The organism is Neobacillus sp. C211, assembly GCF_051842875.1.
Taxonomy (GTDB): Bacteria; Bacillota; Bacilli; order Bacillales; family Cytobacillaceae; genus Neobacillus.
The window spans coordinates 1-14986 of the sequence record NZ_JBPXRO010000016.1 but is presented as its reverse complement, the minus strand read 5'-3'; the positions used below and the strand labels follow the sequence as shown (position 1 = coordinate 14986).

The window sequence follows — 14986 nt, the reverse complement described above, 5'->3', positions numbered from 1 at the left end:
AGTTTTAACAACATGGTAAATCAAATTTTAAAAGCGCCGGATGGCCCGCCAAGTGATGTAGAAGGTATAAAAGAAAGAAGTAATTATTTGCGCGGAACTCTTAAAGAAGTAATGCTCGATCGGATTAGCGCAGGTATACCGGATGATGATAACCGTCTGATGAAACATCACGGTAGTTACTTGCAGGATGACCGGGACCTCCGAAATGAACGTCAAAAACAAAAATTAGAACCTGCCTACCAATTTATGCTGCGTGTCCGCTTGCCTGGCGGGGTTGCATCACCCGATCAATGGCTTGTTATGGATGAGCTTGCAGATAAATATGGGAATGGCACATTAAAACTGACTACTCGTGAAACATTCCAAATGCATGGAATTTTAAAATGGAATATGAAGAGTACCATTCAGGGGATTCATAACGCGCTACTGGATACGATTGCAGCTTGCGGAGACGTGAACAGAAATGTCATGTGTACTTCTAATCCATACCAATCGGAGCTTCATACAGAAGTATATGAATGGTCAAAAAAATTGAGCAATGATTTATTACCGCGAACAAGAGCGTACCACGAAATATGGCTGGATGAAGAAAAAGTAGCCGGAACACCGGAGATCGACGAAGTTGAATCAATGTACGGACCGCTTTACTTGCCACGGAAGTTCAAAATTGGAATTGCTGTTCCGCCTGGCAATGATATTGATGTCTTTTCACAGGATCTTGGATTTATTGCGATTGTTGAAGATGATAAGCTTATCGGTTTCAACGTAGCGATTGGCGGCGGAATGGGGATGTCGCACGGCGACAAAGCAACCTATCCACAGCTTGCAAAAGTCATTGGCTTCTGTAAACCTGATCAATTGTATGATATAGCTGAAAAAACGATTACGATTCAACGGGACTACGGTAACCGTTCTGTCCGCAAAAATGCTCGTTTCAAGTACACTGTAGACAGACTTGGCCTTGAAACCGTTAAGGCTGAATTGGAACATCGACTTGGTTGGACATTAGATGAAGCAAAGCCTTACCATTTTGACCATAATGGTGACCGCTATGGCTGGGTAAAGGGCGTAAAAGGGAAATGGCATTTAACACTGTTTATTGAAGGCGGCCGTGTCGCAGACTTTGATGATTACAAGTTGAAGACAGGCTTGCGTGAAATCGCTAAAATTCATACCGGTGATTTCCACTTAACAGGAAATCAAAACGTAATTATAGCCAATGTATCAACCCAGGAAAAGAAAAAAATTGATGATTTGATTGAACAATATGGTTTAACAGATGGCAAGCATGCTTCAGCGCTGCGCCGCAGTTCAATGGTATGCGTTGCACTTCCAACCTGCGGTTTGGCGATGGCGGAAGCAGAGCGGTATTTACCATCTTTAATCAGTAAAATCGAAACCATTGTCGAAGAAAACGGTCTGAGCGACAAAGAGATTACCATCCGTATGACCGGTTGTCCGAATGGCTGTGCTCGTCATGCCCTTGGGGAAATTGGTTTTATCGGGAAAGCACCAGGCAAATACAATATGTATCTTGGTGCCGCCCATGACGGCAGCCGTCTAAGCAAAATGTATCGTGAAAACATTGGAGAAGAAGATATTTTAAACGAACTGCAAGTGTTGCTCCCTCGCTATGCAAAAGAACGGGAAGAAGGCGAGCACTTCGGTGATTATGTCATTCGAGCCGGTGTGATCGAAGCTACAACTGACGGTACTAATTTTCACAATTAATCAATTAACTAAAAGAGACAGGGAATTAAAATCCCTGTCTCTTTTGCCTATTAACTCATATGGAATTTTTAATCTGCATATAAAAAAGGCAAACATGCCTAAAACACGTTTGCCTTTCGCTATATAGTGATGTATTAAAAACGATACAGTTATCCGCGTCTTCCGCCTCTGCCGCCACGTTTTGTTTCAGTACTGCGTTTTAAAGTGGATAAGTTCTCTTCACTAGCCTTTAAAAATTTAGCCATTTTGTCTTCAAAATTTTCTTTAGGTTTAAAATTGCTGCCGCCTTTTGCACGGAAATCTTTCGGACGGCTATCTACTCTTCCCTGACGTGGTGGACGTTGGGAATAAGACGAGGTTTGTCCTTCGGGCTTATCTATAGCTTTTTTGATGGACAAGGCAGTCTTTCCGTCCTTCTCACTAATTACTTTTACTTCAATTAGGTCGCCAACTTTAAGATGGTCATTTACGTCTTTAACATAGCTGTCCGCTACCTCACTGATATGGACTAACCCTGTTGTGCCACCAGGCAATTCTACGAATGCCCCAAAACTAGTGATGCCTGTTACTTTACCTTGTACCTTAGTACCTACCTCGATTGACATAAAAAAATGTTCCTCCTCAATAATGTTACAACCACCTCATTATAACAAATAGATGGGTATAATATCAATTCTTTCATCAAGTGCCGGACATCTTTTTTTATATAACCCTCAATTTCTAAAGTTTATTGATGTGTTATATGGAAAAGATTATAGTGATTTCCATTTTTAGTTAAATAATATTATTCGACAATAAAGGAGTGAAGTGACTTTGTCAGGACCAAATCGGTGTGAAGTCTGTTTTTCCATTTCTTTTCGCAACTAGTTATGGGTTTTAACCCTTTTGGCAATACTTCATTTTATAAAGGACGTATCCAGTGAAAAGTTCAAATAAATCCGTAAATTTTTTGGGGTTTTTGTTCGTTAGGATTTCGATTTTTTGTAATCGATAGGCTAAGCTGTTCCGATGAATATGCAGTTCCTTTGAAATGGCATTCATATCACCACTATTTTCAATAAAACTAATTAAGGTCTCAATCAGCTCCATACCCTTAGGACTTGTTTCAAGGTCTCGATAAAATCCACTAATTTCTTCAAACTCGATATTTTTATTAGTTAAGTAGTCGATAAATTTTAAATTGTTGTAATAACAGTGCCATTCGGTTAGCCTGAGTTTTTCAGCAATATCAAGGGCTCGTTTTGCTTCGTTGACCGACTTGCCTATGTGAATGTGACTTGTACTGATTCCGATTTTTGTTTCATTTTTCGAGACAATCGCTTCAAATCTTTTTAAAATATCACTGTCTTCAGGAACAATATACAGTATCGTAGTCTGGCTCAGACGAAAGGTGTATTCTTGATCAAGTAAAAACGGTTCTTTAAGGTTATTGCCTTTAACGATTACCGCTTTTCTTATAAGCTCCAGATTTATCCCAACCGCTTCACCGCTATGAATAAATGCTTCATCATATTCTTCGTTACGAAAAATCCAGTGATACAAAAATTCTTCCTTCATTTGTTCCTTAATTCTACGTTCTTTATATAAAAACTCTTGGTTGATTAATAGTTCAGCTGTTACTCGAACTAATTCAGCAAAAGGCTCAACAATATTTGGATCGCCGCTAATACCAATCACACCGATAATTTTATTTCTAAAATGGATGGGGATGTTCACTCCTGGCTTTGCTCCAGCATCTGAATTGTAAATGGAAACAATGGTGCCTTTCTCAATGGCTGCTATCGCTCCTTGATGATAGGTGCCGATTCGGTCCTGATCGCCGCTGCCAATAATTAATCCAATTTCATCCATAATATTTACATTATAGGGGAGGACCTTCATTACTTTGTTAGCAATCTCTTGAGCTAATACCTTATTAATTATCATAGTTTTACCCCCGTAATTATAAAGCCTTGTAAAACAATAAAATAAGACTTGTCTATTTGCACAAATAAATAGTAGATTTATTATTAATTTGAATGATGATTTATTTGTAAGACAATTATACAATATAAATGTAAACGGTTACTAGAAATAAACAAGAAGAAACGTTTAGATGGAGTTCCAATGCCAAATCGGAAGAACTAGGAGGAACAAAAATGTTTAAACCAAAAGGAGTCATTCCTGCGTTAGTAACACCGTTGGACAAAAGTGGGAAATTAATGGAGGATGCACTCAGAAAATTAATTGACTACACCATTTCAGGTGGTGTCCATGGGCTGTTTATTTTAGGAAGCAGCGGTGAAATTTATGGATTAACGAATGAGCAAAAACGCCGTGTTGTTGAAGTTACTGTTGAACACACAGCAGGTAGAGTCCCTATTTATTGTGGTGCAAGTGAAATTACCACTCGAGACTGTATCCAAACAGCACAGATGGTTCAGGAAATCGGGGGCGTGTCAGCATTATCTGTCCTTACTCCTTATTTCTTGACGCCGAACCAAGGTGAATTAATGGACCATTTTAAAGCGATTGCAAAATCGACAGATTTACCAATTATCCTGTATGGAAATGAAGCACGAACCCAAGTGAAAATCGATGTCAAGACTTGCGAGGAATTAAGCAAGGTGGACAACATTATCGGAATTAAAGATAGCAGCGGGGACATGACCAAAATGGCTGAGTATCTTCGAGTTACTGATCGTGAGACCTTTTCTGTTCTAGCAGGTCGTGACACCCTCATATACTCAGGTCTCTGTCACGGGGGAACTGGTGCCATTGCAAGTACAGGGAACATCGCTCCAAAATTAGTGTCAGAGATTTACAATACTTTTGTGTCGGGTGATCATCAAAAATCACTAGAATTGCAATTAAAGCTCTCACCATTACGACTCTGTGTCGATAAAGCGACCTTCCCAGTTGTCTTAAAAGAAGGATTGAAAATGGTCGGCATTGATGTAGGTTATGCATTAGCACCAGCAGGAGAGATGAGTCCTGAAAGTAAGCGATTATTAGTAAATGTACTGAAAGATCTAGAATTATATCAAACACATTAATTCCTAGCGGAAGGAAGTAACCACTATGCCATTAGTATATGTTGCATCAGCAGTTGCCCTCATACTTATTTTGATGATTCCACTTAAAATGAATGGATTTATTGCCTTAATCATTGCTGCTTTATTTGTAGGTTTTCTCCAAGGTATGCCAATAGAAAAGTTGATGGAATCCATTTATGGAGGAATTGGTGGACAACTCGATGACCTGCTGTTAATTCTAGGTTTTGGAGCCATGTTAGGAACAGTAATGGCAGATGCCGGAGCTGCTCAACGTATTGCCAACACTTTAATTGACAAGATGGGTGTTAAACGAGTACAAATCGCCATGTTGATTGCTGCTTATATCCTTGGAATTACAATGTTCTTTGAAGTCGCATTTGTATTATTGATTCCCCTAGTTTTCACCGTTGCTCGTCAAACAAAATTAAATTTACTTTGGGTAGCAATTCCAACAGCAGTTGGATTATCCACAACACATAGTTTTTTACCGCCGCATCCAGGACCAGCTGCAGTAGTAGGGGTTTTCGGATCAAGCATGGGCTTAACATTATTATACGGACTCATCATTGCCATTCCTGTTGGTGCTTTTATCGCATTAACTTGGCCAAGATTGCCATTCATTAATAAGATGAATCCAAGCATTCCAGAAGGACTTGGAAGTTCGAAAATTTTTAAAGATGAAGAAATGCCAAGCTTCATGGCAAGTATTACTTCTGCCCTTATCCCTGTTGTCTTAATGGGAATATCTGCAGTATGTGAAGTAGCACTTCCAGAAGGAAATAGCTTTAGGCATATTATGGAATTCTTTGGTTCTGCTACAATCGCCTTAATGATTTCACTTTTACTTTCATTCTATCTTCTTGGCACTAGAGTAGGCCGTTCATTAAAAGATGTCATGCAATCATGTGCAAATAGTGTAAAACCGATGGCAATGATCATTCTTGTAATCGGTGCAGGCGGTGCGTTTAAACAAGTACTAGTTGATAGCGGCATTGCTGATTATATCAAAGATTTAACAGGCGGATGGGATATTTCGCCTATCATCCTTGCTTGGTTAATTGCAGCATTGTTACGTATTGCCCTTGGTTCAGCAACTGTAGCTGTAATGACTGCAGCTGGTGTGGTTCTGCCAATCGCACAATCTTCTGGTGTTAGTATGGAATTAATGACTCTTGCCGTTACATGTGGTAGTGTCGCATTTTCACACGTTACTGACCCTGGGTTCTGGATGTATAAAGAATATCTCAACTTATCAGTAGGTGAAGCGATTAAAACAAGAACCACTTATACAACAGCACTCGCAATCCTTGGTTTAGCAGGGGTATTAATCCTAAATATGTTTGTAGGCTAAAAAAATAAAGACTAAGCTGGGAGTAAAAAAGACATTTTACTTCTTCTTAGATCATACTTCAGGAGGAATAAAAAATGAAAATTGGATTTATTGGACTCGGAATTATGGGTAAACCGATGAGTAAAAATTTAATCAAAGCAGGTTATCAATTAATTATAAGTGATTTTAATAAAGAGGCTGTTCATGAATTAGAATTATTAGGTGCTGAACTCGGTTCTACTCCTAAAGAAATCGCAGAAAAATCTGATATGGTTATTACCATGCTGCCAAACTCTCCGAATGTAAAAGCAGTAGCCTTGGGAGAAAACGGATTAATAGAAGGTGCGCACGAAGGATTGGTATATATTGACATGAGTTCTATTTCACCAGGTGTTTCCCGTGAAGTGTATCAGAGATTAGCTGAAAAGGGCGTTGATATGCTAGATGCACCAGTTAGCGGAGGAGAACCAAAAGCTATTGATGGTACAATGTCTGTCATGGTTGGCGGGAAAGTAGAAGTGTTTGAAAAATGTAAAGAAGTTTTAGATGCAATGGCTGGTTCCGTTGTGCTAGTGGGCGAGATTGGTGCTGGAAATATCACAAAGCTTGCCAACCAAGTTATTGTTGCTCTAAACATCGCAGCCGTTTCCGAAGCGTTTGTTTTATCTCAAAAAGCAGGTGTGGAACCAGCTGCAGTATTTGAAGCAATCCGCGGCGGATTAGCTGGAAGTACTGTTCTTGAAGCCAAGGGTCCAATGATGCTAAATCGTAATTTTGATCCTGGTTTTAGAATTAACCTTCATATTAAAGACCTTACAAATGCGCTTGAAACTTCACATGAGTTTGGGGTACCACTTCCATTAACATCATCTGTCCTAGAAATGATGTATGCACTTAAAGTCGATGGACATGAGTTCGAGGATCACAGCAGTCTTGTGAAGTTCTATGAAAAGTTAGCTAACGTAGAAGTAAGTCGCTAGTTCTTATTTAGTGTAAGGGAAGTGTTTCAATATATACCACTTTCCTTACCAATAAAATCAACTAAAAAATTAGATTGGAGACTTCCATATGAATAAAGTTCAGACCCAAGTTAATGTTACTCCAGTTGTCACAGAAATGTCCGTTTACTCTGTTGCAGGCCGAGATAGTATGCTTTTAAACTTAAGTGGTGCTCATGGTGCTTATTTTACACGTAATATTGTCATTCTAAAGGACAGCAATGGAAATGTTGGTGTTGGAGAAGTACCTGGCGGTGAGGGGATACGCAAAACTTTAGAAGATGCCAAACCACTTGTACTAGGATCATCGATTGGAAACTATAATAATATCTTAAATAATGTAAGAAAAACGTTTGCAGGTCGTGATGCTAGCGGACGTGGATTACAAACCTTTGATTTAAGAATCACGATTCATGCAGTAACTGCTATCGAAGCAGCTTTACTAGATCTTTTAGGAAAGCATTTAAATGTACCAGTTGCAGCTCTTTTAGGAGAAGGTCAGCAGCGTGATAAAGTAAAAACACTTGGTTATCTGTTCTACATTGGAGACCGTAATAAGACTGATTTACCTTATTATAGTAATCAAGATTCTGATGTAGATTGGTATCGAATTCGTCATGAAGAAGCGTTAACACCGGAAGCAATTGTTCGTCTTGCAGAAGAATCTCAAGCGCTTTATGGCTTCAAAGACTTTAAGCTAAAAGGCGGCGTATTAGAGGGCAAAGAAGAAATGAAAGCCATCAAAGCATTAAAAGAACGTTTTCCTGATGCAAGAATCACTCTTGATCCAAATGGAGCATGGTCATTAAAAGAAGCAGTTGAGCTATGTAAAGATATGCATGGAATTCTTGCTTATGCTGAAGATCCTTGCGGTGCAGAAAATGGTTATTCTGGACGTGAAATTATGGCTGAGTTTAGAAGACAAACGGGTCTTCCAACAGCAACGAATATGATTTCAACCGATTGGCGTCAAATGGGCCATACCATTTCCTTACAATCAGTAGATATTCCACTTGCCGATCCACATTTCTGGACAATGCAGGGTTCAGTACGTGTAGCGCAAATGTGTAATGAATGGGGACTAACATGGGGCTCCCACTCAAACAATCATTTCGATATCTCACTGGCTATGTTTACACATGTTGCTGCTGCAGCTCCTGGCGAGATTACTGCAATAGATACTCACTGGATTTGGCAGGAAGGGACAGAACGGTTAACTAAGGAGCCATTCCAAATTGTTGACGGTGACATTACAGTTCCGAACAAACCAGGTCTAGGCGTTGAAGTGGATATGGATCAAATCATGAAAGCACATGAAATGTATAACAACATGGGACTAGGCTCTCGCGATGATGCAGTCGGAATGCAATTCTTAATTCCAGACTGGAAATTCGATAATAAACGTCCTTGTTTAGTCCGATAAAAAAATTAGGGTGGCTGAAAGGTCACCCTAAACTTTTTACTCCTAATACAAGGTTGGGACATAACTAAAAGCCATTAAACTCATACTTTGTCATAGAATGGTTGAGTAATTATTTATAAATTTTTTCTACTTTAAATGTAAAGGACAGATTACTATGAAGTTTGTGTTAGCGCCTGATTCATTTAAGGAAAGCATGACAGCGAAAAATGCTGCCCTTGCTATGGAGAAAGGAATCCTAAAGGTTTTCCCTGATGCGGAATGCGTAATCGTGCCAATGGCGGACGGTGGGGAAGGAACCGTTGAGTCTCTTGTTAGTATGACTAATGGAGAAATCATCAAAACTGAAGTTCTAGGACCTTTAGGAGAGAAAAGATTTGCTGAATTTGGTCTTTTAGGGGAAGGGCAAACAGCTGTTATTGAAATGGCTACAGCGAGTGGATTAGAATTAATCCAACTAGAGGATCGAAATCCATTAATCACAACAACATACGGTACCGGTCAGTTAATTAAATCTGCCCTAGACAAGGGTGTAACCCGTATCCTTATAGGAATTGGCGGAAGTGCAACCAATGACGGCGGCGTTGGAATGCTTCAAGCACTTGGAGTTTCATTTAGGGATAAGAACGGAGAAGAACTTGTCTTTGGCGGAGGTGCGTTGGGTCAATTACATTCCATTGATTTAAGTGGATTAGATGACCGAATTAACCAAGTCAAAATTGATGTAGCCTGTGATGTCACGAATCCACTAATTGGAGAAAACGGTGCTTCCGCAATCTTTGGCCCGCAAAAGGGTGCAACACCTGAAATAGTCCAACTTCTTGATCAAAATTTAGCTCTTTATGCTGACTTAATCAAGCAAGAACTCGGAAAGGATATCGCATATACGGAAGGTGCAGGAGCCGCTGGTGGTCTAGGTGCAGGGTTAATGGCATTTCTAAATGCTCATTTAAAAAAGGGCGTCGAACTTGTAATCGAGTATACTGGACTTGAGGAAAGAGTTAAGGGTGCAGACTATGTTTTTACTGGCGAGGGCAGTATTGATGGCCAAACTTTATTTGGGAAGACACCGTTTGGGGTTGCTACCATCGCACAGAAATATTCTATTCCAGTCATTGCATTTGCAGGTAGAATTGGAACTGGTATCGAGCCATTATATGATCATGGATTCACCGCAATTATTGGAATTTTAACGGGTGTTACATCTTTAAATGAAGCACTAGAATCAGGTGAAGCTAATCTTGCTTTCACAGCAGAAAATATTTGCCGGGTATTAAAAATATAATATTTATCCAAAAAAAGTAGCTGTCGAGTATTCGACAGCTATTTTTCATATAAATTGTAGCCTAATATAGGTATAATATTATTAGTCTTACAAATAAAGACAAAAAATTCAAGGAGCGAAATGATGGTTGGTTCTCCGAAAAAAATAATTGTAGAATCCGTAAATCGAAATACCTTATCGAAGCAGGTTGTTGAAAGTATTATTAACTTATTAATTAGTGGACAATTGAAACCAGGTGATAAATTGCCGACTGAAATGGAACTAATGGGAGTTCTAGATGTCAGCCGGCCTGTGTTACGTGAGGCTTTAAGTTCACTCGATACACTTGGTGTAATAACACGTAAAACCCGTGAAGGAACTTTTTTTAACAATAAAATCGGCAGTCATCCATTTTCAGTCATGTTAGCTCTGGCCCATGATAATTTGCCAGCAATCATAGAGGCACGGATGGCATTAGAACTAGGATTAGTGACACTTGCAGCAGAGAAAATAAGTGAGAAACAGCTTTCAAAATTAAAAGAGACGATTGATATTATCGCTAACAGCAAAGACAATAACTATGTCGAGGCGGATAAGGAATTTCATCAAACCATTGCCTTAAGTGCAGATAATCCAATTGTCGAAGGAATGATCGATTCATTAATTATCACTTTTAAAAAAATCGATAGCGAAATTAAATATCGTGAGCGTGAGCGAACACTCAAAGAACACATAGCTATTTACGAGGCATTGGTAAAAAGGGATCCGTTTGAAGCATTTCATCACATGTTCCTTCACCTTGATTCTGTACGACAGAAACTATTAAAATAATACCAACTTGTAAACCGGTGTTACGCATATTATGTTGGAAAATTCGCAAAATAAATTTTATTGAAAGCGTATGCTATAATGGTCGTAAAAACAACAGCAAGGAGAAATCGCTATGTTGAAAGATATTTTTATCGGCTTATCTCAAAACCAATTTTTAAATAATACAGCTAAAAAATACGGCCTAAAATTAGGTGCACAAAGTGTTGTGGCTGGAACAAATATACCTGAAATGATTAAAAGTATTAAGGAACTGAATGCTCAGGGAATCTCTTGTACTGTTGATAACTTAGGGGAATTCGTTTTTAAAGAAGAAGAGGCGACAGCTGCGAAAGAACAAATCCTCAAAGTAATCGACGCGATTCATGAGAATAAAGTGGATGCACATATCTCCTTAAAACCAACTCAAGTAGGATTAGATATTGAATATGAATTTTGTCTAAATAATGTAAGAGAAATCGTCGATCAAGCACATCGATACGATATTTTTGTCAATATTGATATGGAGGACTTCAAACATCTGGAGCCAACATTTAATTTATTGGACGACCTGTCGCGGGAATATAATAATGTTGGAACCGTCATTCAATCTTATTTCCACAAGGCACAAGAATACCTTGAAAGATATAAAAACTTCCGTATTCGTCTAGTTAAAGGTGCCTACAAAGAGTCCGCAGAAATTGCCTATCAAGATAAGAAGGATATTGATGCAAACTTTATCAAGATTACCGAATGGCATCTATTAAACGGTAAATTCACTTCAATTGCCACACATGATCATCGAATTATTAATCATGTGAAAGAATTTGTTAAGAAGCACGATATTCCGAATGAGAAATTCGAATTTCAAATGCTTTATGGGTTTAGGAAAGATATGCAGCTGCAATTAGCAAGTGAAGGCTACAATTTTTGTACCTATGTTCCTTTCGGCAATGACTGGTATGGTTATTTTATGAGACGACTAGCTGAAAGACCACAAAACTTAAATCTTGTCGCTAAACAAGTTTTTAATAAAAAAACGAACACAGTGATTGGTGTAGCAGCAGGGGCATTTCTATTAGGAAGAATGACTAAAGCGGATAAGAAAAAACGACGTTAATGATCTAAATTCCAACGATAACTAACTGCAATCCTTCAACCTCCCATTTTAAGCAGATGGGGGGGTTTTGTGTGGATTTAAATTCTGCTAAAAAAGTGCGTAAACAATGGAACCACTTATTTTTGATATGCAGTCGCCTTAGAACATCGGATTTTTTTAGGACCAAACCTCCCGAAACAAAAAAAGGCACCTAGCCTTTGTTAGTTATTTTATTAACAACAAAGGTATTAGGCACCAGTTTTCACTGCATTATATGAAAAATTACTGTCATCCCATTGGAAAATACCTTCTTGAAGCTTAATGGTGGCATCAAAAGGGCAAGTAATGGCTAAATCACCATCTGCAGGTGTTTCATATAGGCTGTTATTCTTTTGGTCCATCAATTCTTTTTTTAGATGAAGCATGTCCAGTTTTGAAGCGACACGAAGGATTTTATCAAGAGTTATTTTCTTTTCACTAATGCCATGACTGTTACAAATGCTTGTCTGAAAACTCTTGTTATACTGGATCATCATATGCAAATCATTGATACAGGCTACGCCAAAAACTTCTTTTATTACGTCCTCATAGCGCAGCTGGGTGCCAGTTGCAAATTTAATAATATTCTTTTCAGGATTTTCTAAGAAATAAACCGTTTCAATAAAATTTTCCATATAAACACCCTTTCTATATTTTAAATTCTGTTGCCGAGTCATTAAGTTGATTTTCCAATGAGTCAGTTTTTAAGAAACTTATGGCAATTTGAGTCGATTAGGAGCTACTATCTTTAGTGTTACTCACTGAAAAATCAGTAGGTTATTTTTATTATAACATATTTTGAATGTGTTTGCTGATTCAACTCGAGATATGTAGATATTTGTCGGAAAACTTATTTTCTCACCTAATTTGGTGAGTTTTTTATTTCTACAATTATTTATATTTAGTAGAACGACTTACCAATAATAGTTTGTTGTAAACGAATAGTTTAATAAAGTAATATCGTTATATAAGTATTTTATCCTCATAGGAACGGAGAATGATTTTGAAAAATTTAGGCGCAGGTTTTCTTGCCTTTATACTATTAATTAACGTGTTCATACCAAGTGTATCAGCCGAAAAAATAGAGCCAAAGATTAAAATAAAACTGGTCAATTATCTTGGAAATAAAACGGAGATAACGATAAGACCTACAGGCGATTACAACGTGGAGCAATCAACTGTCCTCTTAACTACCGGAAAGACTTATCTCGTAAAATACGATAATAACAAAATAACTATTTGGGATGGAACAACACCACTTTTTACCGCAGACACATTAAGTCTTTTACCATTAAACAACACAAACTATCTTTCTATTAATAATCGTAATTATTTAGGTGCATTTCAATTTGTCCTCGAAAATTCAAAGTATGTGCGGCCAATTAATGAAATCTTCTTAGAGGATTATTTAAAAGGTGTCGTCCCTTCTGAAATGTATGCTGAATGGAACCGCGAAGCCTTAAAAACACAAGCGGTTGCAGCTAGAACATATGCATTATCCTATCAAGCGATCACCATCGATGATACGATCAATTACCAAGTGTATGGCGGTTACGTTTGGCACCCAAATAGTACAGCTGCAGTAGATGAAACAAAAGGGGAAGTTTTAAAGGTAAATGGCCGCTTAATCAGTTCGGTTTTTTCTGCCAGTAATGGTGGGAAAACAGAATCGAATGCAAATGTTTGGGGCTCAACACCTGTCTCTTACTTGATTATTAAAGAAGATGAATTTGATGCAAAAACTGCTTGGGATTTTTCTGTTAAAAAACAACAATTCAACCCGGTCAATTTGTCATGGAGTCAAATGAAGGAAAATGATACAACGATAACAAACACGATTAAAGCATGGATGGCAAATCATGGCTACGCCGGAAAAGAAATTAAAATAACGGCAGTACCTGTATTATCTTTAAACACACCAACATCAGGAGGCCGTGTGTCTAAAGGAAATATTACGGTTGAATTTTTTACAAAAGATAAAGTGAACACAAATGGCTCTTATATCCCGCAGAAGTTAGAATACAAAAATGTTGCTGCATCACAGATCCGTGCTATGGTTGGCAATCGAATCATGAAGAGCTATCTTGTATCGAACATAAAAGAGACGGACGAAACAATCACCGTAGAAGGACTGGGTGACGGTCATGGCGTTGGTTTAAGTCAATGGGGTGCCCAGAACCGTGCGCTTGATGGTCAAAAATATAATGAGATTCTTGCCTTCTATTATAAAGGAGCAGCAATTGTAAAAGACTATAATGAGCGACCAACAACGGTTGTACAAGTACCTTCCGAACCAACAGGACAAGCATCTGAAGAACAGACAGTACAAACACCTACAAACCCTGCTGGACAAATATCTGAAGATCCTGATGAACAGGTACCTGCAGACAAAGCTGTGCAAGCACCTACTGAAACCATTGAACCAACTGTGGCAGCAACTCCGATTTCAGACAAAATTGCTCCAAACATAAGTGAAGTAAAAGTCAGTGTTGATTACACGAAAAATAAAGCTTATATCTCTTTTCATTTCAATGAGAAAGCAAAGGTAACTGTTTATATTAAAGACAGTAAAGGTAATAATATAACCTATCTTTCAAAAGAAGCTGTAATAAATGCAGGTACCCTAAAGAAGGAATATACCATTAATTCTTTACCAAACGGAAAATACTATGCAGGGATCATTACTGAAGATTTGAATAATAACCGATCTTCGACGTTGCCATCCTTTGAAGTAAAAAAAGTTGTGTCTATAAAAGACAAGACCGCTCCCAAATTTAGCAGCGTTAAGGCAAGTGTAGATAACACAAAAAATAAAGCCGGTATTTCTTTTAAAACAAACGAAACTGCATATGTAACCGTCTATATAAAAAGTAGTACGGGTAAGACCCTTAGCTACCTGAAAAAGGACGTTTTAACAAAAGCAGGTACAATCAACCTAGGATACAGCACTGCCTCCCTTGGAAATGGGAAATACTCTGTAGTGATGGCAGCGACAGACACAAGTAAAAACCGTTCGAGCGTGACAACTACCTTCTTTGTAAAAAAAGTGGTCAAACCAAAAACGGGAAAAGTAACTGCATCGCGTCTTAATGTACGTGCAACAACATCAACCAAAAGCAAGGTAATTGGCACTTTAAAGAAAAATCAATCAGTAACCATTGTCTCAACAACAGGTTCATGGAAAAAAATCAAATTTGGTAAAGCAACAGGTTATGTTTCAAGTAAATATATAAAATAAAAAAGGCAGAGACTTTCTCTCTGCC

Annotated in this window: 12 protein-coding genes; 9 read left to right on the top strand and 3 right to left on the bottom strand. The window is 38.2% G+C overall.

The annotated features are described in order from the left end of the window. Positions 1-12 precede the first annotated feature (12 nt). Entirely contained in the window at positions 13-1731 is a 1719-nt protein-coding gene (cysI, locus tag ACSU6B_RS16030) for an assimilatory sulfite reductase (NADPH) hemoprotein subunit (protein ID WP_410886675.1), read from the top strand. A 149-nt stretch (positions 1732-1880) separates the two neighbouring features. Here cysI and ACSU6B_RS16025 read toward each other — a convergent pair whose 3' ends face one another. Both ACSU6B_RS16025 and ACSU6B_RS16020 read right to left on the bottom strand, forming a co-directional pair. Further along, complete coding sequence (locus ACSU6B_RS16025; RefSeq protein ID WP_215003109.1) at positions 1881-2336, bottom strand: S1 domain-containing RNA-binding protein; 456 nt, start codon at positions 2334-2336, stop codon at positions 1881-1883. Positions 2337-2607: 271 nt separating this feature from the next. Next, the gene (locus tag ACSU6B_RS16020) at positions 2608-3657 is read right to left on the bottom strand and encodes a CdaR family transcriptional regulator (RefSeq protein ID WP_410886673.1); all 1050 of its coding nucleotides are present in this window, start codon (positions 3655-3657) and stop codon (positions 2608-2610) included. A gap of 212 nt (positions 3658-3869) precedes the next feature. On the opposite strand from ACSU6B_RS16020, the gene dapA reads away from it, so the two are divergent. The 7 genes from dapA to ACSU6B_RS15985 all read left to right on the top strand — a co-directional run bounded on the left by dapA (position 3870) and on the right by ACSU6B_RS15985 (position 11705). After that, positions 3870-4766, top strand: a complete 897-nt coding sequence (dapA, locus tag ACSU6B_RS16015) for a 4-hydroxy-tetrahydrodipicolinate synthase (protein ID WP_410886671.1) — start codon at positions 3870-3872, stop codon at positions 4764-4766. A 25-nt stretch (positions 4767-4791) separates the two neighbouring features. Next, entirely contained in the window at positions 4792-6117 is a 1326-nt protein-coding gene (locus ACSU6B_RS16010; protein WP_410886669.1) for a gluconate:H+ symporter, read from the top strand. A 74-nt stretch (positions 6118-6191) separates the two neighbouring features. Next, positions 6192-7076: a 2-hydroxy-3-oxopropionate reductase gene (gene garR, locus ACSU6B_RS16005; protein ID WP_410886667.1), complete on the top strand. Its 885-nt coding sequence runs from the start codon at positions 6192-6194 to the stop codon at positions 7074-7076. 88 nt (positions 7077-7164) lie between these two features. Next, positions 7165-8517, top strand: coding sequence for a glucarate dehydratase (gene gudD, locus ACSU6B_RS16000; RefSeq protein WP_410886665.1), 1353 nt, complete (start codon positions 7165-7167; stop codon positions 8515-8517). Between the two features lie 154 nt (positions 8518-8671). After that, on the top strand, positions 8672-9799 hold the full coding sequence (locus ACSU6B_RS15995; protein WP_410886663.1) for a glycerate kinase: 1128 nt from the start codon (positions 8672-8674) through the stop codon (positions 9797-9799). Positions 9800-9922: 123 nt separating this feature from the next. Beyond that, positions 9923-10609, top strand: a complete 687-nt coding sequence (locus ACSU6B_RS15990) for a FadR/GntR family transcriptional regulator (RefSeq protein ID WP_410886873.1) — start codon at positions 9923-9925, stop codon at positions 10607-10609. 112 nt (positions 10610-10721) lie between these two features. Further along, positions 10722-11705 carry a proline dehydrogenase family protein gene (locus tag ACSU6B_RS15985; RefSeq protein WP_410886661.1) on the top strand — a complete coding sequence of 328 codons (984 nt, stop codon included), beginning with the start codon at positions 10722-10724 and terminating at the stop codon, positions 11703-11705. 227 nt (positions 11706-11932) lie between these two features. On the opposite strand, the gene ACSU6B_RS15980 is transcribed toward ACSU6B_RS15985, so the two are convergent. Then, positions 11933-12358 (bottom strand): hypothetical protein, encoded by a 426-nt coding sequence (locus tag ACSU6B_RS15980; RefSeq protein WP_410886659.1) that lies wholly within the window; start codon positions 12356-12358, stop codon positions 11933-11935. Positions 12359-12726: 368 nt separating this feature from the next. On the opposite strand from ACSU6B_RS15980, the gene ACSU6B_RS15975 reads away from it, so the two are divergent. Next, positions 12727-14961, top strand: coding sequence for a SpoIID/LytB domain-containing protein (locus tag ACSU6B_RS15975; protein ID WP_410886657.1), 2235 nt, complete (start codon positions 12727-12729; stop codon positions 14959-14961). Positions 14962-14986: the final 25 nt, after the last annotated feature.